This window comes from Streptomyces sp. NPDC026589 (assembly GCF_040638385.1).
GTDB lineage: Bacteria > Actinomycetota > Actinomycetes > Streptomycetales > Streptomycetaceae > Streptomyces.
This window is the reverse complement of the sequence record NZ_JBEZYG010000002.1, coordinates 501,010-521,246: the sequence shown is the minus strand read 5'-3', so window position 1 is coordinate 521,246 and position 20,237 is coordinate 501,010. Positions and strand designations below refer to the sequence as shown.

The window sequence follows — 20,237 nt, the reverse complement described above, 5'->3', positions numbered from 1 at the left end:
GGCCGGGCCGGCTCAGTCGGTCAGGGTCCGCTTGGGGCGCAGCACACAGAACTCGTTGCCCTCCGGATCGGCCATCACCACGAAGGTGGCGTCCGGCCCCTGCCCGACGTCCACCCGCCGGGCGCCGAGGGCGAGGATCCGCTCGACCTCGGCGTCCTGGTCGTCCGGTGTCAGATCGATGTGCAGCCGGTTCTTGACCGTTTTCCCCTCCGGCACGGGGAGGAAGCACATGCCCGGCAGCGCGGTCTCGTTCGCGCCGATGATGATCTCCTCCTCGTGCTCGAAGAGCAGCTGCCAGTCCAGCACCGCGCTCCAGAAGCGGGCGACGAGCGGCAGGTCGTGAGCGTCGACGGCGATGTGGTACAGGGAAACGGCCATGCCCACCAGTCTGCCTGGCGGGCATGGCCGTTCATCGCTCCTCGCGGAGCGTGTCAGACGTTGAACCCCAGCGCGCGGAGCTGCTCGCGTCCGTCGTCGGTGATCTTGTCCGGGCCCCACGGCGGCATCCAGACCCAGTTGATCCGGAGCTCGTTGACGATGCCGTCCGTGGCGGACTTCGCCTGGTCCTCGATGACGTCGGTCAGCGGGCAGGCCGCGGACGTCAGCGTCATGTCGAGGGTGGCGATGTTGGCGTCGTCGACGTGGATGCCGTAGATCAGGCCCAGGTTGACGACGTCGATGCCCAGCTCGGGGTCGACGACGTCGTACAGCGCCTCGCGGACCTCCTCCTCGGAGGCCGGCTTCATGGTCGCGGTCTCGTTGTCGCTCATGCGGTCTTCCCTTCGGACAGCGCCTTGGCCGTCGCGTCCTTCCACGCCATCCAGCTCAGCAGCGCGCACTTGACCCGGGCGGGGTACTTGGAGACGCCGGCGAACGCGACGGCGTCCTCCAGCACCTCCTCCATCGCGTCGTCCGGCTCCAGCTGCCCCTTGGACTGCATCAACTCCAGGAAGGTCTCCTGGATCTTCCGCGCCTGGGACAGCTCCTTGCCGACGAGCAGTTCGTTCAGCACGGAGGCGCTGGCCTGGCTGATGGAGCAGCCCTGGCCGTCGTAGCTCACGTCGGCGATGGTCTCGCCGTCGTACTTCACCCGGAGCGTGATCTCGTCGCCGCACGTCGGATTGGTGTGGTGCACCTCGGCGTCGCCGTCCCGCAGGCCGCGCCCGTGGGGGTGCTTGTAGTGGTCCAGGATCACTTCCTGGTACATGGATTCAAGCTTCACCAGTCAACCCTCAGCCGAAGAAGTTCCGGACGTGCTCCAGACCGTCCACCAGGGCGTCTACCTCGGCGGGCGTGGAGTACAGATAGAACGACGCTCGCGTCGTCGCGGGAATTCCGTACCGCAGGCAGACCGGGCGGGCGCAGTGGTGGCCGACCCGGACGGCGATGCCCAGCTCGTCGAGGACCTGGCCCACGTCGTGCGGGTGGATGTCGCCGAGCGTGAAGGAGATCGTGGCCCCGCGGTCCTCGGCCGTCGCCGGACCGATGATCCGCAGGTCCGGGACGCCCAGAAGGCGCTTCACCGCGTACTCGGTGATCGCCTTCTCGTGGTTGTGGATCTTCTCCATGCCGATCGCCGAGAGGTAGTCCACGGCCGCGCCGAGGCCGACGGCCTGGGCGATCGGGGGCGTACCGGCCTCGAACTTGTGCGGCGCCGGGGCGTACGTCGAGGAGTGCATCGACACGGTCTCGATCATCTCGCCGCCGCCGAGGAAGGGCGGCAGGTCCTCCAGGAGCTCCTGCCGTCCCCACAGCACGCCGATGCCCGTCGGGCCGACCATCTTGTGGCCCGTGAAGGCCACGAAGTCGGCCTGGAGCGCCTGCACGTCCAGCACCATGTGCGGGGCCGCCTGCGAGGCGTCGATGCAGACCAGCGCGCCGACCTGCTGGGCGCGGCGGATGATCTGCTCGACCGGGTTGACGGTGCCCAGGATGTTCGAGACCAGCGTGAAGGAGACGATCTTCGTCTTCTCGGTGATGATCTCGTCGATGTTCGACAGGTCGAGCCGGCCGTCGTCGGTGATGCCGAACCACTTCAGCTTCGCGCCGGTGCGCTGCGAGAGCAGCTGCCACGGCACGATGTTGGAGTGGTGCTCCATCTCCGTGGTGACGATCTCCGTGTCGCTGTCCACCCGATAGGGCTCGTCCGCCCAGCCGAGCATGTTCGCCACGAGGTTGAGCGACTCCGAGGCGTTCTTCGTGAAGATCACCTCGTTGCGGCTGGGTGCGTTGATGAAGGCCGCGACCTTGTCACGGGCGCCCTCGTACAGCGCGGTGGCCTCCTCGGCGATCGTGTAGACGCCGCGGTGCACGTTCGCGTTGTGACGCTCGTAGTACGTGTTGAGCGCGTCGAGGACCTGGCGCGGCTTCTGCGAGGTCGCCGCGGAGTCCAGGTACACGATCTTCTTGCCGTCGTGGACCGTGCGGTCCAGGATCGGGAAGTCCTTGCGGATCGCCTCGGTGTCGAGGAGGCCGGTGAGCCCCTGTCGGGCGTCAGTCACGCGGAAGCGCCCCCCTTCGTGTAGGCCTCGTAGCCCTCGTTCTCCAGCTGGTCGGCCAGCTCGGCGCCGCCGGAGGCCGCGATCCGGCCGTTGGCGAAGACGTGCACGAAGTCGGGCTTGATGTACTTCAGGATGCGGGTGTAGTGCGTGATCAGCAGGGTGCCGACCTCGCCGGTCTCGCGGACCCGGTTGACACCCTCGGAGACGGTCTTGAGCGCGTCGACGTCCAGGCCGGAGTCGGTCTCGTCCAGGACGGCGATCTTCGGCTTGAGGAGCTCCAGCTGAAGGATCTCGTGGCGCTTCTTCTCACCGCCGGAGAAGCCCTCGTTGACGTTGCGCTCGGCGAAGGCGGGGTCCATCTGGAGCCCGGCCATCGTCTCCTTGACCTCCTTGACCCACGTACGCAGCTTGGGGGCCTCGCCGCGGATGGCGGTGGCGGAGGTGCGCAGGAAGTTGGAGACCGAGACACCGGGGATCTCGACCGGGTACTGCATGGCGAGGAACAGGCCGGCGCGGGCCCGCTCGTCGACGGACATCTCCAGGACGTCCTCGCCGTCCAGGGTGACCGTGCCACTGGTGATCGTGTACTTGGGGTGACCCGCGAGCGAGTACGCGAGGGTGGACTTGCCGGACCCGTTGGGGCCCATGATGGCGTGGGTCTCGCCCTGCTTCACGGTCAGGTCGACGCCCTTGAGGATCTCCTTCGTGGCGTTGTCGGCCTCGACGGTGACGTGCAGGTCGCGGATTTCAAGCGTTGCCATGGGTGACTCAGGACTCCTGGGTGACGGAGACGAGCACATCGTCCCCTTCGATCTTTACGGGGTATACGGGGACGGGGCGCGTCGCGGGAAGGCCGGACGGCTTGCCGGTGCGGAGGTCGAACGACGATCCGTGCAGCCAGCACTCGATCGCGCAGTCCTCCACCTCGCCCTCCGAGAGGGAGACGTTCGCGTGCGAGCAGATGTCGTTGATCGCGAACACCTCGCCCTCGGTACGGACGAGGGAGACGGGTGTGCCGTCGAGCTCCACCCGCTTGGGGGTGTCGTCCTCCAGCTCACTCAGCGCACAGGCCTTGACGAAGGACATCAGACGGACGCCTTCAGCTCGGTCTCGATCTTCTCGAGGAGACGCGCTTCGACGTCCGGCAGACCGATCTGCTGGACCAGCTCGGCGAAGAAGCCGCGCACGACGAGACGGCGGGCCTCCTCGGCCGGGATGCCGCGGGACTGGAGGTAGAAGAGCTGCTCGTCGTCGAAGCGGCCGGTCGCCGAGGCGTGGCCGGCGCCGACGATCTCGCCGGTCTCGATCTCCAGGTTGGGCACGGAGTCGACCCGGGCGCCGTCGGTGAGGACGAGGTTCCGGTTCATCTCGTAGGTGTCGGTGCCCTCGGCAGCGGCCTGGATGAGGACGTCGCCGATCCAGACGGCGTGCGCGCCGTCGCCCTGGAGAGCGCCCTTGTACACCGCGTTGGACTTGCAGTGCGGGGTGTTGTGGTCGACCAGGAGGCGGTGCTCCTGGTGCTGGCCCTGGTCGGTGAAGTACAGGCCGAAGAGCTCCGCCTCGCCGCCGGGGGCCGCGTAGGCCACCCGGGGGTGCAGGCGGACGACGTCGCCGCCGAAGGTGACGACGATCGACTTGAACGAGGCGTCCCGGCCGATCAGCGCGTTGTGCTGGCCGACGTGGACGGCCGTGTCGTCCCAGTCCTGGACGGAGACGACGGTGAGCTTCGCGCCGTCGCCCAGCACGTAGTCGACGTTGGCGGCGAGCACCGCGTCACCGGTGTGGTCGATGACGACGACGGCCTCGGCGAAGGCGCCCAGCTGGATGAGCTGGTGGCCGTAGGCGACGCCGCCCTCGCCGTGCACGGTGATCCGGACCGGCTCGGTGAGCACGGCTTCCTTGGCGACCGTGACGACCGAGGCCTGCTCGAAGGAGCTGTACGCCTGGGCGGCGACCCGGTCCACCGGGGTGCCGGCCTTGCCGAGCCGGGAGTCGTCGCGGCCGACGGTCTCGACCGTGACGCCCTCGGGGGCCTCGATCGCGACCTTCACGCCGCCGCCGCTCGCGACCGCGGTGCCGTCGTGCAGACCGCGCAGCCGCTCCAGCGGCGTGAAGCGCCACTCCTCCTCGCGGCCGTGCGGGACGGGGAAGTCCGCGACGTCGAAGGACGGGGGGGCGCTCATGCGGGTGGCGACGGTCGACTCGGCGGCCACCGCGATGGAGCCGGCGGTGGTGGAGCCCACCGGAGTGTTCTGAGCCTCAGCCATGGCTGTCGTAGTGCTCGCTTTCTCAGTCAAGAAGGGGGGTGGTTCGGTGGGAGTGCGGGGACGGCCGCGAACGGCCGTCCCGGTGGCCCTCGGACGAGGACCTAGCCGACCGAACCCTCCATCTGCAGCTCGATCAGCCGGTTGAGCTCCAGGGCGTACTCCATGGGCAGCTCCTTCGCGATCGGCTCGACGAAGCCGCGCACGATCATCGCCATGGCCTCGAACTCGGTGAGTCCGCGGCTCATGAGGTAGAAGAGCTGGTCCTCGGAGACCTTGGAGACGGTCGCCTCGTGGCCCATCGACACGTCGTCCTCGCGGACGTCGACGTAGGGGTAGGTGTCCGAGCGGGAGATCGTGTCGACGAGCAGAGCGTCGCAGAGCACGTTGGACTTCGCGCCCGGCGCGCCCTCGCCGATCTCGATCAGACCGCGGTAGGACGTACGGCCGCCGCCTCGCGCCACCGACTTGGAGACGATGTTGGAGGAGGTGTTCGGTGCCATGTGGACCATCTTGGCGCCGGCGTCCTGGTGCTGGCCCTCGCCCGCGAAGGCGATGGACAGGGTCTCGCCCTTGGCGTGCTCGCCCATCAGGTAGATGGCCGGGTACTTCATGGTCACCTTGGAGCCGATGTTGCCGTCGACCCACTCCATGGTCGCGCCCTCGTAGGCCACGGCCCGCTTGGTGACCAGGTTGTAGACGTTGTTCGACCAGTTCTGGATGGTCGTGTAGCGGCAGCGGCCGCCCTTCTTCACGATGATCTCGACCACGGCGCTGTGCAGCGAGTCCGAGGAGTAGATCGGGGCGGTGCAGCCCTCGACGTAGTGGACGTAGGCGTCCTCGTCGACGATGATCAGCGTCCGCTCGAACTGGCCCATGTTCTCCGTGTTGATACGGAAGTAGGCCTGGAGCGGGATCTCCACGTGGACGCCCTTGGGCACGTAGATGAACGAGCCACCGGACCACACCGCGGAGTTCAGCGAGGCGAACTTGTTGTCACCGACGGGGATGACGGTGCCGAAGTACTCCTTGAAGAGCTCCGGGTGCTCCTTCAGCGCGGTGTCGGTGTCCATGAAGATGACACCCTGCGCCTCCAGCTCCTCGTTGATCTGGTGGTAGACGACCTCGGACTCGTACTGCGCGGCGACGCCGGCGACGAGGCGCTGCTTCTCCGCCTCGGGGATGCCGAGCCGGTCGTACGTGTTCTTGATCTCCTCGGGCAGCTCCTCCCAGGAAGCAGCCTGCTTCTCCGTCGAGCGCACGAAGTACTTGATGTTGTCGAAGTCGATGCCCGACAGGTCGGAGCCCCAGTTCGGCATGGGCTTCTTGCCGAAGAGCTTGAGGCCCTTGAGCCGCAGCTTCAGCATCCACTCGGGCTCGTTCTTCTTCTCCGAGATGTCGCGGACGACAGCCTCGGAGAGGCCGCGCTTCGCCGCCGCGCCTGCCGCGTCGGAGTCGGCCCAGCCGAATTCGTACGTACCCAGACCCTCGAGCTCAGGGTGGGCAGTCTCCGTGGGGAGCGTCATGCGGGGTTCCTCCCGGCCGTGCTTGCAGATGCTGAATGGGTGGTCTGTGGGGGTGGGGCGTGGCCACTGCGCGGCACGTAGGTCGTGCACACGCCATCGCCGTGGGCGAGGGTGGCCAGACGCTGCACATGGGTCCCGAGGAGGCTGGAGAAGAATTCCGTCTCCGCCTCGCACAGCTGTGGGAACTGCTCGGCGACATGCGCCACCGGGCAGTGGTGCTGGCACAGCTGCTCGCCCTGCTGCGGGCCCGGCGCGCTTCGCGCCATAGCAGCGTACCCGTCGGCCGACAGGGCCTTGGCCAGGGCCTCGGTGCGCCCTTCGGGCGCCGCGGCCTCGACCACGGCGCGGTACGCCTCGCCCACCGCGGCCATCCGGGCGCGGGCGAAGGCGAGGACCGCCTCGTCCCCCCCGGACTCGGCGATGAAGCGCAGGGCGTCGGCGGCCAGCTTGTCGTAGGACTGGTCGAAGGCGTCCCTCCCGCAGTCCGTCAGGGCGAACACCTTGGCGGGCCTGCCGCGGCTCCGCGCCCCGTAGACCCGCTGTTCGCGGGCTTCGACGACATCGTCGGAGACGAGGGCGTCCAGGTGGCGGCGGACGGCGGCCTGGGTGAGGCCGACGCGCTTGGCGAGATCCGCGGCGGTGGAGGGGCCGTGGTCCAGGATGGAGCGCGCGACCCGGTTGCGCGTCGAGCGCTCACCGGTCGCGAGTTCCTCCTGTGGAGCCCGTCCGTCGTATTTCACAACACCATTGTTGCGTAATTCCTTCGACTCTGACAACCACGGTCCGGAACGATCAACGGTGTGGTTCGTCACTTAGGGTCACCTAATCTGGCCCCGGCAACCGTCCTCCCCCAAGGGCTGCCTAGACTGGTGCGCCATGGAGAACGAGCCCGTCGTACAGGTCAAGGGCCTGGTGAAGCGGTACGGCACGAAGACCGCGGTGAACGGCCTCGATCTGGTGGTCGCCACCGGCGCGGTGACCGCCGTCCTCGGCCCGAACGGCGCCGGGAAGACCACCACCGTCGAGACCTGCGAGGGCTACCGACGCCCCGACGCCGGCACCGTACGGGTCCTCGGCCTCGATCCGGTCGCCGACGCGGAGCGGCTGCGCCCGCGGATCGGGGTGATGCTCCAGTCCGGCGGCGTCTACTCCGGTGCGCGCGCGGACGAGATGCTCCGCCACATGGCCAAGCTGCACGCCCACCCCCTCGACGTGGACGCCCTGATCGAGCGCCTCGGCCTCGGCGACTGCGGCCGCACCACCTACCGACGGCTCTCCGGCGGCCAGCAGCAGCGCCTCTCGCTGGCCATGGCGGTGGTCGGCCGGCCCGAGCTGCTGTTCCTGGACGAGCCGACCGCCGGGCTCGACCCGGGGGCCCGCCGCTCCACCTGGGACCTGGTGCGCGAGCTGCGCGCAGACGGGGTGTCCGTGGTACTCACAACCCACTTCATGGACGAGGCCGAGGCGCTCGCCGACGACGTCGCGATCATCGACGCGGGCCGGGTCATCGCCCAGGGCAGCCCGGACGCGCTCTGCCGGGGCGGCGCGGAGAACACCCTGCGCTTCACCGGACGCCCGGGCCTCGACCTCGGCTCGCTCGTCAAGGCGCTGCCCGACGGCTCCGGGGCCGCCGAGCCGCTGCCGGGGACGTACCGGATCACCGGGTCCATCGACCCGCAGCTGCTGGCCACGGTGACCTCCTGGTGCGCCCAGCACGGCGTGATGCCCGAGGGCATCTCCGTGGAGCGGCACACCCTGGAGGACGTCTTCCTCGAACTGACCGGCAAGAAGCTGACCGGCAAGGAGCTGCGCGCATGAGCGCCGGTACGTACACCCCGCGCCCCGGCGCGGCCCCGCTCCCCCGGATGATCGCCGCGCAGACCGCGCTGGAGACCCGGATGCTGCTGCGCAACGGCGAGCAGCTGCTGCTGACGGTGATCATCCCGGCGCTGCTGCTGGTGCTGTTCAGCGCGGTCGACATCGTGGACACCGGCTCGGGCGCGTCGGTCGACTTCCTGGCCCCGGGCATCCTGGCGCTCGCCGTGATGTCCACCGCCTTCACCGGCCAGGCCATCGCCACCGGCTTCGAACGCCGTTACGGGGTCCTCAAGCGGCTGGGGGCCTCCCCGCTGCCCCGCTGGGCGCTGATGACCGCGAAGACGCTGTCGGTGCTGGTCACCGAGGTGCTCCAGATCGTGCTGCTGACGGCCATCGCCTTCGCCCTGGGGTGGTCTCCGCAGGGAAACCCGCTCTCGGTACTGCTGCTCCTGGTGCTGGGAACGGCCGCGTTCTCCGGGCTCGGGCTGCTGATGGCGGGGACGCTCAAGGCGGAGGCGACGCTCGCCGCCGCCAACCTGGTCTTCCTGCTGCTGCTGGTCGGCGGCGGGGTCATCGTGCCGCTGGAGAAGTTCCCGGATGCCGTGCGGTCGGTGCTGGGGCTGCTGCCCGTATCGGCACTCTCCGAGGGCCTGCGGGACGTCCTCCAGCACGGTGCGTCGATGCCGTGGGCCCAGGCCGGGATCCTGGCGGTGTGGGCGGTGCTGGGGCTCGGCGCGGCGGCGAAGTTCTTCCGCTGGGAGTAGCCCGACCGGGGCAGGTTCCCTGGACGTGTGCGGGCAACCGGGTACGAACCCACCCCCTCGTGAAATCATGCACAAGCCCCGTCCTACGATGGTCCGCGTGGAAACCCCCATCTCCCTCATCGCCAAGCGCTGGACGCCGTCCACCAGGGTGGTGAAGCGCGCCGCGCTCTCCGCCGTCATGATGAGCGTCTTCATCATCGTCACCGGCGGGGCCGTCCGGCTCACCGGTTCGGGCCTCGGCTGTGACACCTGGCCCAAGTGCACCGACGACAGTCTGTTCGCGACGCCCGAACAGGGACTGCACGGCGCGATCGAGTTCGGCAACCGGATGCTGACCTACGTCCTGTCGGCCGCGGTCGGCTGGGCGATCATCGCCATCAGTTCGGTCAAGCCGCGCCGCCGCAAGCTCGCCCGGCTGGCCTGGCTGCAGTTCTGGATCGTGCTGGGCAACGCCGTCCTCGGTGGGATCACGGTCTGGGCGGGCCTCAACCCCTGGACGGTGGCCGGGCACTTCCTGCTGGCCAACGCGCTTCTCGCGGTCACCGTGATCACCTGGGTGCGGGTCGGCGAGGGCGAAGGACCGCCGCGCCCCCGGGCTCCGCTGCCGGTACGGCGTCTGGCCTGGGCGATCGTGGCGACCACGGTGATCCTCATCGTGCTGGGCACCTCGGTGACCGGCTCCGGCAAGCACGCCGGCGACAGCAGCGACGTACCGCGCATGCCGTGGGACTGGTCGGCCGCCGCCCATGTGCACGCCATCTCCGCCTGGGTCGTCTGCGCCCTGGCCATCGCGATGTGGCTGGCCCTGCGGGCGGTCGACGCGCCCGCCGACACCCGGGCCCGCGCCCGCGACCTGCTGGTCGTGCTGCTCGCCCAGGGCGCGATCGGGTACGTCCAGTACTTCAGCGACGTCCCCGAGATCCTGGTCGGCGTCCACATGTTCGGCTCGGCCATCCTGTGGATCGCCGTGATCCGGCTCGTGCTGAGCATGCGCGAGCGCGGCGACGACGCACCGGCCCCGCTGCCCGGCCCGTCGACCGAACAGCCCGAGTCGACACCGGCGGCGGTCTGACCGACAGACATACGTGAGGGCGGCGGGCCGGTGGCCCGCCGCCCTCACGTATGCCGTGGCTCCTCACTCCGGCCGTACACAGTGCGCTTCGAGCCCGAGCAGGGGCGGGCGTCGGCGGCGCCGTCGCGTCAGCGGACGGCCTCGCCTCAGCGGTCGTTGGAGGGCCCGCCGACCTGGATGCCGGCCATCCGGGACCACTCGTACGGGCCGGTGCGGACCTTGAGCGCGAACTCGCCGTCGAACTCCTCGTGCATCGTGATGCCGGACTTCCGCGCCGCGTTCTCGGCCACGGCGTAGGTCGGGGCCACGAGGTCGCCCCAGGCGCCGTCCTCGCCGACCAGGACGATGCGGGCGCCCGCCTGGCCGAGGTAGGCGACCTGCCCCTCGGCGCCGCCGTGCTCCTTGGCGAAGGAGCCGATCTCCCGGGCGAGCTTCGCCGCCCTGCGCTCGGCGCGCGCCGCCTTCCTGGCGTCCGTGCGTGAGGTCTGTCCGGTGTCCGCTGCGTCTGCTGCCGTCTCTGCCATGAACAGGATGCTACCGACGGGTAGATGAACTGGCGACGGGCGGGTCACGTGGCTTGTGCCACGCGACCCGCCCGTACCCGGAAGGAGGGTGCCTCAGCGGAGGAAGGGATCCACCGCGACCGCGAGGAAGAGGAGGGAGACGTAGGTGATCGACCAGTGGAACAGCCGCATCTCCTTGAGCTTGGCCCCGGTCACCCCGGACTTGGCCCGGTTCTGCAGGCCGTGGGCCTCCCAGAGCCAGGCGCCGCCGGACAGCAGCGCCACCGCGGTGTAGAACCAGCCGGTGTAGCCGAGCGGGGTGAGCAGCAGCGAGACCGCGACCATCACCCAGCTGTAGAGGACGATCTGCCTGGCGACCACCCGGTTGGAGGCGACGACCGGAAGCATCGGGACGCCGACCCGGGCGTAGTCGTCCTTGACCTTCATCGAGAGCGGCCAGTAGTGCGGCGGCGTCCAGAAGAAGATGACGGCGAAGAGGATGACGGCGGCCCAGGAGAGCTCGTTCGTCACGGCCGACCAGCCGATGAGGACCGGCATGCAGCCCGCGATGCCGCCCCAGACGATGTTCTGGGAGGTGCGGCGCTTCAGCAGCATCGTGTAGACGACGACGTAGAAGAGCAGCGCGCCGAGCGCGAGAGCGGCCGAGAGCCAGTTGACGAGCAGACCGAACCAGAGCGTGGAGACCACCGCGAGGGCGATGCCGAAGGCGAGGCATTCGCGGGGGCTGACCATGCCGGTGACCAGCGGGCGCTGGGACGTACGGTCCATCAGCGCGTCGATGTCCCGGTCGATGTACATGTTCAGCGCGTTGGCGCCACCGGCGGAGAGATATCCCCCGATGGTGGTAGTGAGAACGAGCCACAGGTCGGGTACACCCTGGGCAGCGAGGAACATCACCGGAACGGTGGTGATGAGCAACAGCTCGATGATCCGTGGCTTGGTAAGAGCCACGAAAGCCTTGACGCGGGCCCCGAACGGGCGATGGCCCCCCGGGCTGGGAGTCAAGGCGACCCCTGCGGGTCGGGACTCGACGGCCGTCACGCACACCCCTGACAGAGAAATCCCAGCAAGCTCCGGGCGGAGAGGCCCGGTGAAGACTTGCGCGAACCCGTTCACTCTAGACGTTGCGGATACGCCGCCCTTCGCGGGGGTGGGGTCGTGTTGGGGGTGACTGTTCACCGGTATGCGCATTCCGCCGGGAGGCGAACTCCACGGGCCTCCCACACCCTGGAAAGTGCCCGGAAAGTGTGCGTGTCAACGGGGGTAGGCTCGACAGCGCCCGGTGCGGTAACAAGTCACCGGCTACGACAGTGGAGAGGAGCCCTGACTCAGGGTGAGCATCAAGCCGACCACCACAGACCTTCAGTGGACCGATTTGGACCAGCGGGCCGTGGACACCGCCCGCGTTCTCGCCGCGGACGCCGTACAGAAAGTCGGAAACGGCCACCCGGGCACGGCGATGAGCCTGGCTCCCGCCGCGTACACCCTCTTCCAGAAGGTGATGCGGCACGACCCCGCGGACGCCGAGTGGACCGGCCGCGACCGGTTCGTCCTCTCCGCCGGCCACTCCAGCCTGACGCTCTACATCCAGCTCTACCTGGCCGGGTACGGCCTGGAGCTGGACGACCTCAAGGCCTTCCGCACCTGGGGCTCCAAGACCCCGGGCCACCCGGAGTACGGCCACACCACCGGTGTCGAGACGACGACCGGGCCGCTGGGCCAGGGCGTCGCCAACGCGGTGGGCATGGCGATGGCCGCCCGCTACGAGCGCGGCCTCTTCGACCCCGAGACGGCCCCCGGCACCTCCCCGTTCGACCACATGGTGTGGGTCGTCGCGGGTGACGGCTGCCTCCAGGAGGGCATCTCGGCCGAGGCGTCCTCGCTGGCCGGGCACCAGAAGCTGGGCAACCTGGTCCTGCTCTGGGACGACAACCACATCTCCATCGAGGGCGACACGGAGACCGCGGTCTCCGAGGACACCATCAAGCGGTACGAGGCGTACGGCTGGCACGTCCAGCGTGTCGACCAGCTCCCCAGCGGCGACCTGGACCCGGCGGGTCTGTACGCGGCGCTGCAGGCGGCCAAGGCCGAGACCGAGCGCCCCTCGTTCATCGCGGCCCGCTCGATCATCGCCTGGCCCGCCCCGAACGCCCAGAACACCGAGGCCGCGCACGGCTCGGCGCTCGGCGACGACGAGATCGCGGCGACCAAGCGGGTCCTCGGCTTCGACCCGGAGCAGACCTTCGAGGTCTCCGAGGCGGTCATCGGCCACACCCGCGAGGCCCTGGACCGCGGCCGCGAGGCCCGCGCGGAGTGGGACAAGGCGTTCGCCGCGTGGCGCACGGCCAACCCGGAGCGCGCCGCCTCCTTCGACCGGATCGCCGCGGGCGAGCTGCCCGAGGGCTGGGAGGAGAAGCTCCCCGTCTTCGAACCCGGCAAGGGCCTGGCCACCCGTGCCGCCTCCGGCAAGGTGCTCCAGGCGCTCGGCGAGATCGTGCCCGAGCTGTGGGGCGGCTCCGCCGACCTCGCGGGCTCGAACAACACCACGATCGACAAGACGTCGTCGTTCCTCCCGGCGGGCAACCCGCTGCCGGAGGCCGACCCGTACGGCCGCACGATCCACTTCGGCATCCGCGAGCACGCCATGGCCGCCGCCATGAACGGCATCGCGCTGCACGGCAACACCCGCGTCTACGGCGGCACCTTCCTGGTGTTCTCCGACTACATGCGCAACGCGGTGCGGCTGTCCGCGCTGATGCACCTGCCGGTGACGTACGTGTGGACGCACGACTCGATCGGCCTCGGCGAGGACGGCCCCACCCACCAGCCGGTCGAGCACCTGGCCGCGCTGCGCGCCATCCCGGGCCTGAACATCGTGCGCCCGGCGGACGCCAACGAGACCGCCATCGCCTGGCGCGAGATCCTGCGCCGCTACACCAAGGTGTTCGGCGAGGGCGCCCCGCACGGTCTGGCGCTGACCCGGCAGGGCGTGCCGACGTACGAGGCGAACGAGAACGCCGCCAAGGGCGGCTACGTCCTCTTCGAGGCGGAAGGCGGCGAGCCGCAGGTGCTGCTCATCGCGACCGGTTCCGAGGTCCACGTCGCCGTCGAGGCGCGCGAGCAGCTCCAGGCGGCCGGTGTGCCGACCCGGGTCGTCTCGATGCCGTCGGTCGAGTGGTTCGAGGAGCAGGACCAGGCGTACAAGGACAGCGTGCTGCCGCCGTCGGTGAAGGCGCGGGTCGCCGTCGAGGCGGGCATCGGCCTGACCTGGCACCGGTACGTGGGCGACGCGGGCCGGATCATCTCGCTGGAGCACTTCGGGGCCTCGGCCGACGCGAAGGTGCTGTTCCAGGAGTTCGGCTTCACCGCCGAGAACGTGGCTTCCGCCGCGCGGGAATCTCTCGCCGCCGCCACGCGCTGACGCCGGTAGATACGACTAGTAGGAGATGCAACTCATGACAGACGCACTCAAGCGCCTCTCCGACGAGGGCGTGGCGATCTGGCTCGACGACCTGTCGCGCAAGCGGATCACGTCCGGCAACCTGGCCGAGCTGATCGACCAGAGCCATGTCGTCGGCGTCACCACCAACCCGTCGATCTTCCAGAAGGCGATCTCCTCGGGCGACGGTTACGAGCAGCAGCTCACCGACCTCGCCGCCCGCAAGGTCACCGTCGAGGAAGCCCTCCGCATGATCACGACGGCGGACGTCCGCGACGCCGCCGACATCCTGCGCCCGGTCTTCGACGCCACCGGCGGCCAGGACGGCCGGGTCTCCATCGAGGTCGACCCGCGCCTGGCGCACAACACCACGGCCACCGTCGCCGAGGCCAAGCAGCTGGCGTGGCTGGTCGACCGGCCGAACACGCTCATCAAGATCCCGGCGACCAAGGCGGGCCTGCCGGCCATCACCGAGACGATCGGCCGGGGCATCAGCGTCAACGTGACGCTGATCTTCTCGCTGGAGCGCTACCGCGCGGTCATGGACGCCTACCTGGCGGGCCTGGAGAAGGCGAAGGCCGCGGGCCTGGACCTCTCCAAGATCCACTCGGTGGCCTCGTTCTTCGTGTCCCGGGTGGACACCGAGATCGACAAGCGGCTGGACGCCATCGGCTCGGACGAGGCGAAGGCGGCCAAGGGCAAGTCCGCCCTGGCCAACGCCCGTCTGGCCTACGAGGCGTACGAGGAGGTCTTCTCCTCCGACCGCTGGGCCCCCCTGGACAAGGCGCAGGCCAACAAGCAGCGTCCGCTGTGGGCCTCGACCGGCGTCAAGGACCCGTCGCTGAAGGACACGCTGTACGTCGACGACCTGGTGGCGCCGAACACGGTGAACACCATGCCGGAGGCGACGCTGGAGGCGGTGGCCGACCACGGCGAGATCACCGGCAACACCGTCGCCGGCGGCTACGACCGGGCGCGCGCCGACCTCGACGCGATCAAGAAGCTCGGCGTCTCGTACGACGAGGTCGTACAGGTGCTGGAGGACGAGGGCGTCGAGAAGTTCGAGGCGTCCTGGAACGACCTGCTCAAGTCGACCGAGGCGGAGCTTTCGCGCCTCGCCCCCTCGGAGGGCTGACCACTTTGTCTGCTGTTCCCGGAGCCAACCCGCTCCGTGACGCACAGGACCGACGGCTCCCGCGTATCGCGGGGCCGTCGGGCCTGGTCATCTTTGGCGTCACGGGCGATTTGTCCCGTAAAAAGCTGATGCCCGCCGTCTACGACCTGGCCAATCGCGGCCTGCTGCCACCGGGCTTCTCGCTCATCGGCTTCGCGCGCCGCGACTGGGAGGACGAGGACTTCGCCCAGGTCGTCCACGACGCCGTCAAGGAGCACGCCCGTACGCCGTTCCGCGAGGAGGTCTGGCAGCAGCTCATCCAGGGGATGCGCTTCGTCCAGGGCAACTTCGACGACGACGAGGCGTTCGAGACGCTGAAGTCGACCATTCAGGAGCTCGACAAGGCGCAGGGGACGGGCGGCAACTTCGCCTTCTACCTCTCCGTGCCGCCGAAGTTCTTCCCCAAGGTCGTCCAGCAGCTGAAGAAGCACGGCCTGGCCGACCAGAGCGAGGGCTCCTGGCGGCGCGCCGTCATCGAGAAGCCGTTCGGCCACGACCTGGCCAGCGCGCAGGAGCTCAACCAGCTCGTGCACGACGTCTTCCCGCCCAACGAGGTCTTCCGGATCGACCACTATCTGGGCAAGGAGACGGTCCAGAACATCCTGGCGCTGCGGTTCGCCAACACGATGTGGGAGCCGATCTGGAACCGGTCCTACGTCGACCACGTACAGATCACGATGGCCGAGGACATCGGCATCGGCGGCCGGGCCGGCTACTACGACGGCATCGGCGCCGCCCGTGACGTCATCCAGAACCACCTGCTCCAGCTGCTGGCGCTGACCGCGATGGAGGAGCCCGGCTCCTTCCACCCGAAGGCCCTGGTCGCCGAGAAGCTCAAGGTCCTCACCGCCGTCGAGCTGCCCGATGACCTCGGCAAGCACACCGTGCGCGCCCAGTACGAGCACGCGTGGCAGGGCGGCCAGGAGGTCCTCGGCTACTGCGAGGAGGAGGGCATCGACCCCAAGTCGACGACCGACACCTACGCGGCGATCAAGCTGACGATCAACAACCGCCGCTGGGCGGGCGTGCCGTTCTACCTCCGCACCGGAAAGCGGCTCGGCCGCCGGGTCACGGAGATCGCGGTCGTCTTCAAGCGCGCGCCCTACCTGCCCTTCGAGTCCGGCGCCACGGAGGAGCTGGGCGGCAACGCCCTGGTCATCCGGGTCCAGCCGGACGAGGGTGTCACCGTGCGCTTCGGCTCCAAGGTGCCCGGCACCTCGATGGAGGTCCGGGACGTCACGATGGACTTCGCGTACGGCGAGTCGTTCACGGAGTCCAGCCCGGAGGCGTACGAGCGGCTCCTCCTGGACGTCCTGCTCGGCGACGCCAACCTCTTCCCGCGCCACCAGGAGGTCGAACTGTCCTGGAACATCCTCGACCCGATCGAGGAGTACTGGGACAAGCACGGCAAGCCCGCGAAGTACGCGGCCGGCACCTGGGGCCCGGCCGAGGCCGACGAGATGCTCGCACGCGACGGACGGAGCTGGAGGCGGCCATGAAGATCGATCTCACGGAAACCACGTCCAGCAAGATCAACCAGGCGCTGGTGGCGGCCCGCCGGGCCATCGGCACCCCCGCCATCGGCATGGTGCTCACGCTGGTCATCGTCACCGACGAGGAGAACGCGTACGACGCGCTCAAGTCGGCCGGCGACGCCTCCCGCGAGCACCCCTCGCGGATCATCGCGGTGATCAAGCGGGTCAGCCGCTCACCGCGGGCCCGCCGGGACGCCCGGCTCGACGCCGAGGTCCGGGTCGGTTCCGACGCGGGCACCGGCGAGACCGTCGTCCTGCGCCTGCACGGCGAACTGGCCAACCACGCCCAGTCGGTGGTCCTTCCGCTGCTGCTGCCGGACGCCCCGGTCGTGGTGTGGTGGCCCGAGGGCGCGCCCTCCGACCCGGCGAAGGACCCGCTCGGGGCTCTCGCGCAGCGCCGGATCACCGATACCTACTCGGCCGAGCGCCCGATCGAGGCACTGGCGGTACGGGCGGCGACGTACAGCCCGGGCGACACCGACCTGGCGTGGACGCGGATCACTCCCTGGCGCTCCATGCTGGCCGCGTCGCTGGACCAGCAGCCCGCCGAGGTGATCGGCGCGACCGTCGAGGGCGAGAGCGACAACCCGAGCTGCGAGCTGCTCGCCATGTGGCTCGCGGACCGGCTCGGCGTCCCGGTGGAGCGCACGGTCTCCGAGGGCCCCGGCCTCACGGCGGTCCGGATGGAGACGAAGACCGGCGTCATCGTCCTCGACCGCGCCGACGGCACGCTGGCCACGCTCTCCATGCACAACCAGCCGGACCGCGGGGTGGCGCTCAAGCGGCGCGACACCGCCGAGCTGCTGGCCGAGGAGCTGCGCCGGCTCGACCCGGACAACACCTACGCCTCCGCGGTGAAGTTCGGCGTCGACCGGCTGCACGCCGGCGGCGAGGTCACGGCCGCGCCGGCCGAGAACGCCGAGGAGAAGGCGGACAAGGCCACCGAGGCCAAGGCTCCCGCCGCGAAGAAGGCCCCGGCCAAGAAGGCGGCGTCGAAGTGACACCTCCCCAACTGGTCGTCCACCGCGACAAGGAGCTGATGGCGCAGGCCGCGGCGGCCCGGCTGATCACGAGGATCGTGGACGCCCAGGCCTCCCGGGGCCACGCCTCGGTGGTGCTGACCGGCGGGCGCAACGGCAACGGCCTGCTGGCCGCGCTCGCCGCCGCGCCCGCCCGGGACGCGATCGACTGGGCACGCCTGGACCTGTGGTGGGGCGACGAGCGGTTCCTGCCCGAGGGCGACCCGGAGCGCAATGTCACCCAGGCCCACGAGGCGCTGCTCGACTCGGTGCCACTGGACCCGGCCCGGGTGCACGCGATGCCCGCGTCCGACGGCCCGTACGGCGACGACGCGGACGCTGCGGCAGCCGGTTACGCCGCCGAACTGGCCGCCGCCGCGGGTCCCGAGGACCATGGGGCGGTGCCCACGTTCGACGTGCTGATGCTGGGCGTCGGCCCGGACACGCATGTGGCCTCGCTCTTCCCGGAGCTGCCCGCGGTACGGGAGACCGAGCGCACCGTCGTCGGTGTGCGCGGGGCTCCCAAGCCGCCTCCGGTCCGCGTCTCGCTCACGCTGCCGGCGATCCGCGCGGCGCGCGAGGTGTGGCTGCTGGCGGCGGGCGAGGACAAGGCCGAGGCGGCGGCCATCGCGCTGTCCGGGGCCGGGGAGATCCAGGCCCCGGCGGCCGGGGCGTACGGGCGCGGTCGCACGCTGTGGCTGCTGGACGCCGCGGCGGCCTCGCGGCTGCCGCGCGCGCTGTATCCGCAGGCCTCCGCCTGAGCGTTGTACGCCACAAAGGCCCGGCCCTCTCTTCCTGAGCGGGCCGGGTCTTCGGCGTGAAAGTTCGCCTCTCAAGAAGCGGCGGGGAACATCACCCCGGAGACAGCTCGGTCTTCACACCGGCCCTCTCGAACAGAGCGAGAACACTCTCGGTGAAATCGCTGCCCAGCGCCTCGCGAGAGGCCGCGATGTTCTGCCACACCAGGCGGAACGGAGCCGCTCCATCGCGCCGCATGGTCCGGAGACAGTCGATGATCGCGTCGCGGTTCGAGCCGAAGTAGCCGCCGGGTCCGTTGACGGCCTCTCCCAAGGCGCAGTAGAAGCCTGCCCTCGTGGTGATCCCGGTGCTGTCGACTACCGCCGTCCCGTCGGTCTCGTAACGCGTCGCGTTCCGTCCGGAATCGAACCAGGCGGTCTGCACGACGTGCAGCCAGCTCTCGTGCCGGTCGGACGGGTGGCGGGCCCATTCTCCGTGCTCGACGGGGCGGCTCTCGGCCCACCTCCGCCAGATCTCCCCGGCCCAGGGGTACTCACAGATGTATCCGAGGAAGGAGTAGTCGAGGTCGGGGCGGTCCTCGACGGAGGGCACGAGCTCGTGCCGGAACTCGGCGCACACCCTCCCGAGGTAGTACGCCCCGATCGTTCTCCCCTGCCGGTCGACGACCTGTAGCTCGGCTTCCTCGGTCTTCCGCCGAGCGCGGCCGACATGGTGTGCCCGAACGAAGGTGACGGTCTCCGGCGGCTCCCGGTCCTCCTCCATGAAGTAGTTCAGAAGATCTTCGGCAGCGATCAGAACCTTCCCGGACTCTTTATCGACAAGTCGGTACAGAACGCCCTGCGCATCGTCGATGCCTTCACGTTCGGGATTCATGCGTAACCATTCCGTTCGACGGGAAAAGCCGAAGCCGCGCGACGCCCGCGCACGGCCCGGGGTCCCTGGGGGGTCAGAGGACGACCTGGTCCGTGCCCTGCTCCAGCTCGGTGATCGCGGCACGGCAGGTGCCGACGAAGCGGTCGAAGACCGGGGTCGTGCTGCCGGCCCGGCCCGCGCGGGTGTTGACGGTGAACATGGCGGCGCGCAGCTCCGTCGTGAGCTCCAGCTGACCGCCCTTGGCGAGCATGGTGCGGTTGACCGGGTTGGCGGGATTGACCCCGCCCAGGTCGGGCAGCTCGTCGCCGTCGCGCCAGGCGAGGCCGATCGCGTCGAACTCGGCCTTGAGCAGCGTCTTGAAGCGGGTGTTCAGCCCTCCGACGACCACGGCCTGCGGGGCGGTGCCCGCCTGCGCCGCCGTACAGCCGTGCAGGCTCAGGACGTTGAGGCTGCTCGCCGCCATGGAGAGGGCGACGTGGTCGTCGCAGTTCTTGGCGGTGACGTGCAGGTCCCTGTTGCCGGAGGTGCGCAGCCCTTCGAACATCCAGTAGTCGAACACCCCATGGCCGTCCGTCAGCGGGGCGAGCGTGGCCGGGTGGTAGCCGGCTATGGCGAGACAGAGTTCGGAGGTGCCCATCTCGATGCCGCCACCGTGCAGAGCCATGACCGTGGTCCGGTTGTACGGGAATCTCTGCGGGCCCGAGTGGTCGACGTACGCGTGTCTGCGGTAGCGGCGGGCGAACTCGACGCCCTCCTGGCCGGCGAGCTTCTTGTAGAGGTCGGTGTTGGAGGTGTAGATGTCCAGGTCACCGGTTGCGTGGGCGTCGGTCGCGGTGAGCGAGCCCAGCAGCGGACCGCTGACGGCCGCGGTGGCGAGGGCGGTGAGGACCGTGCGACGGCTGGTGGAAGTCATGATCGATATCGTCGCCGACGCGGACCCGGCCGGACAGGGGGACTCCTGTGCCGTCC

Annotated in this window: 21 protein-coding genes; 8 read left to right on the top strand and 13 right to left on the bottom strand. The window is 69.7% G+C overall.

From position 1 onward, the window contains the following. Nucleotides 1-12 precede the first annotated feature (12 nt). The 9 genes from AB0F29_RS05335 to AB0F29_RS05295 all read right to left on the bottom strand — a co-directional run bounded on the left by AB0F29_RS05335 (nucleotide 13) and on the right by AB0F29_RS05295 (nucleotide 7,031). The gene (locus AB0F29_RS05335) at nucleotides 13-378 is read right to left on the bottom strand and encodes a VOC family protein (RefSeq protein WP_361867584.1); all 366 of its coding nucleotides are present in this window, start codon (nucleotides 376-378) and stop codon (nucleotides 13-15) included. A 53-nt stretch (nucleotides 379-431) separates the two neighbouring features. After that, complete coding sequence (locus tag AB0F29_RS05330; RefSeq protein ID WP_003969897.1) at nucleotides 432-770, bottom strand: metal-sulfur cluster assembly factor; 339 nt, start codon at nucleotides 768-770, stop codon at nucleotides 432-434. Continuing rightward, nucleotides 767-1,222: a Fe-S cluster assembly sulfur transfer protein SufU gene (sufU, locus tag AB0F29_RS05325; RefSeq protein WP_026290469.1), complete on the bottom strand. Its 456-nt coding sequence runs from the start codon at nucleotides 1,220-1,222 to the stop codon at nucleotides 767-769. Before sufU ends, AB0F29_RS05330 begins: the two co-directional genes overlap by 4 nt. A 10-nt stretch (nucleotides 1,223-1,232) precedes the next feature. Continuing rightward, the gene (locus AB0F29_RS05320; protein WP_361867582.1) at nucleotides 1,233-2,501 is read right to left on the bottom strand and encodes a cysteine desulfurase; all 1,269 of its coding nucleotides are present in this window, start codon (nucleotides 2,499-2,501) and stop codon (nucleotides 1,233-1,235) included. Next, nucleotides 2,498-3,262, bottom strand: coding sequence for a Fe-S cluster assembly ATPase SufC (sufC, locus tag AB0F29_RS05315; RefSeq protein WP_018957647.1), 765 nt, complete (start codon nucleotides 3,260-3,262; stop codon nucleotides 2,498-2,500). Before sufC ends, AB0F29_RS05320 begins: the two co-directional genes overlap by 4 nt. 7 nt (nucleotides 3,263-3,269) lie before the next feature. Beyond that, nucleotides 3,270-3,587, bottom strand: coding sequence for a bifunctional 3-phenylpropionate/cinnamic acid dioxygenase ferredoxin subunit (locus tag AB0F29_RS05310; RefSeq protein ID WP_265602306.1), 318 nt, complete (start codon nucleotides 3,585-3,587; stop codon nucleotides 3,270-3,272). After that, on the bottom strand, nucleotides 3,587-4,768 hold the full coding sequence (sufD, locus tag AB0F29_RS05305) for a Fe-S cluster assembly protein SufD (RefSeq protein WP_361867580.1): 1,182 nt from the start codon (nucleotides 4,766-4,768) through the stop codon (nucleotides 3,587-3,589). Before sufD ends, AB0F29_RS05310 begins: the two co-directional genes overlap by 1 nt. A 101-nt stretch (nucleotides 4,769-4,869) precedes the next feature. Next, nucleotides 4,870-6,291: a Fe-S cluster assembly protein SufB gene (gene sufB / locus AB0F29_RS05300; protein WP_355081613.1), complete on the bottom strand. Its 1,422-nt coding sequence runs from the start codon at nucleotides 6,289-6,291 to the stop codon at nucleotides 4,870-4,872. Next, entirely contained in the window at nucleotides 6,288-7,031 is a 744-nt protein-coding gene (locus AB0F29_RS05295; RefSeq protein ID WP_361867579.1) for a metalloregulator ArsR/SmtB family transcription factor, read from the bottom strand. The genes sufB and AB0F29_RS05295 overlap by 4 nt, the downstream gene beginning before the upstream one ends. Nucleotides 7,032-7,167: 136 nt before the next feature. Between AB0F29_RS05295 and AB0F29_RS05290 the strand changes: the two genes are divergently transcribed. The 3 genes from AB0F29_RS05290 (at nucleotide 7,168) to AB0F29_RS05280 (ending at nucleotide 9,945) form a co-directional block, all read left to right on the top strand. Then, the gene (locus tag AB0F29_RS05290) at nucleotides 7,168-8,109 is read left to right on the top strand and encodes an ABC transporter ATP-binding protein (RefSeq protein WP_361867577.1); all 942 of its coding nucleotides are present in this window, start codon (nucleotides 7,168-7,170) and stop codon (nucleotides 8,107-8,109) included. Next, nucleotides 8,106-8,873, top strand: coding sequence for an ABC transporter permease (locus AB0F29_RS05285; protein ID WP_361867575.1), 768 nt, complete (start codon nucleotides 8,106-8,108; stop codon nucleotides 8,871-8,873). The genes AB0F29_RS05290 and AB0F29_RS05285 overlap by 4 nt, the downstream gene beginning before the upstream one ends. Nucleotides 8,874-8,961: 88 nt before the next feature. Then, on the top strand, nucleotides 8,962-9,945 hold the full coding sequence (locus AB0F29_RS05280; protein ID WP_361867573.1) for a COX15/CtaA family protein: 984 nt from the start codon (nucleotides 8,962-8,964) through the stop codon (nucleotides 9,943-9,945). A gap of 146 nt (nucleotides 9,946-10,091) precedes the next feature. Here AB0F29_RS05280 and AB0F29_RS05275 read toward each other — a convergent pair whose 3' ends face one another. Next, nucleotides 10,092-10,469, bottom strand: a complete 378-nt coding sequence (locus AB0F29_RS05275; RefSeq protein ID WP_361867571.1) for a hypothetical protein — start codon at nucleotides 10,467-10,469, stop codon at nucleotides 10,092-10,094. Between the two features lie 93 nt (nucleotides 10,470-10,562). After that, nucleotides 10,563-11,516 carry a heme o synthase gene (locus AB0F29_RS05270; RefSeq protein WP_361867570.1) on the bottom strand — a complete coding sequence of 318 codons (954 nt, stop codon included), beginning with the start codon at nucleotides 11,514-11,516 and terminating at the stop codon, nucleotides 10,563-10,565. Between the two features lie 286 nt (nucleotides 11,517-11,802). On the opposite strand from AB0F29_RS05270, the gene tkt reads away from it, so the two are divergent. From tkt to pgl, 5 genes are read left to right on the top strand one after another with little or no spacing between them, the layout of a single operon-like run. Next, nucleotides 11,803-13,890, top strand: coding sequence for a transketolase (tkt, locus tag AB0F29_RS05265; protein ID WP_361867569.1), 2,088 nt, complete (start codon nucleotides 11,803-11,805; stop codon nucleotides 13,888-13,890). 34 nt (nucleotides 13,891-13,924) lie between these two features. Beyond that, nucleotides 13,925-15,043, top strand: coding sequence for a transaldolase (tal, locus tag AB0F29_RS05260; RefSeq protein ID WP_361867568.1), 1,119 nt, complete (start codon nucleotides 13,925-13,927; stop codon nucleotides 15,041-15,043). A 5-nt stretch (nucleotides 15,044-15,048) separates the two neighbouring features. Next, nucleotides 15,049-16,581 (top strand): glucose-6-phosphate dehydrogenase, encoded by a 1,533-nt coding sequence (gene zwf, locus AB0F29_RS05255; RefSeq protein WP_018957636.1) that lies wholly within the window; start codon nucleotides 15,049-15,051, stop codon nucleotides 16,579-16,581. Continuing rightward, nucleotides 16,578-17,618: a glucose-6-phosphate dehydrogenase assembly protein OpcA gene (gene opcA / locus AB0F29_RS05250; protein WP_361867567.1), complete on the top strand. Its 1,041-nt coding sequence runs from the start codon at nucleotides 16,578-16,580 to the stop codon at nucleotides 17,616-17,618. Before zwf ends, opcA begins: the two co-directional genes overlap by 4 nt. Beyond that, a complete protein-coding gene (pgl, locus tag AB0F29_RS05245; protein WP_361867566.1) occupies nucleotides 17,615-18,397 on the top strand; it encodes a 6-phosphogluconolactonase in 783 nt (260 codons plus the stop codon). Before opcA ends, pgl begins: the two co-directional genes overlap by 4 nt. 91 nt (nucleotides 18,398-18,488) lie before the next feature. Here the strand turns inward: pgl and AB0F29_RS05240 are convergent, their stop codons facing one another. Together AB0F29_RS05240 and AB0F29_RS05235 are read right to left on the bottom strand one after the other, a co-directional pair. Beyond that, a complete protein-coding gene (locus AB0F29_RS05240; protein WP_361867565.1) occupies nucleotides 18,489-19,268 on the bottom strand; it encodes a barstar family protein in 780 nt (259 codons plus the stop codon). A 73-nt stretch (nucleotides 19,269-19,341) separates the two neighbouring features. Continuing rightward, a complete protein-coding gene (locus AB0F29_RS05235; protein WP_361867563.1) occupies nucleotides 19,342-20,181 on the bottom strand; it encodes a poly-gamma-glutamate hydrolase family protein in 840 nt (279 codons plus the stop codon). Nucleotides 20,182-20,237 lie beyond the last annotated feature (56 nt).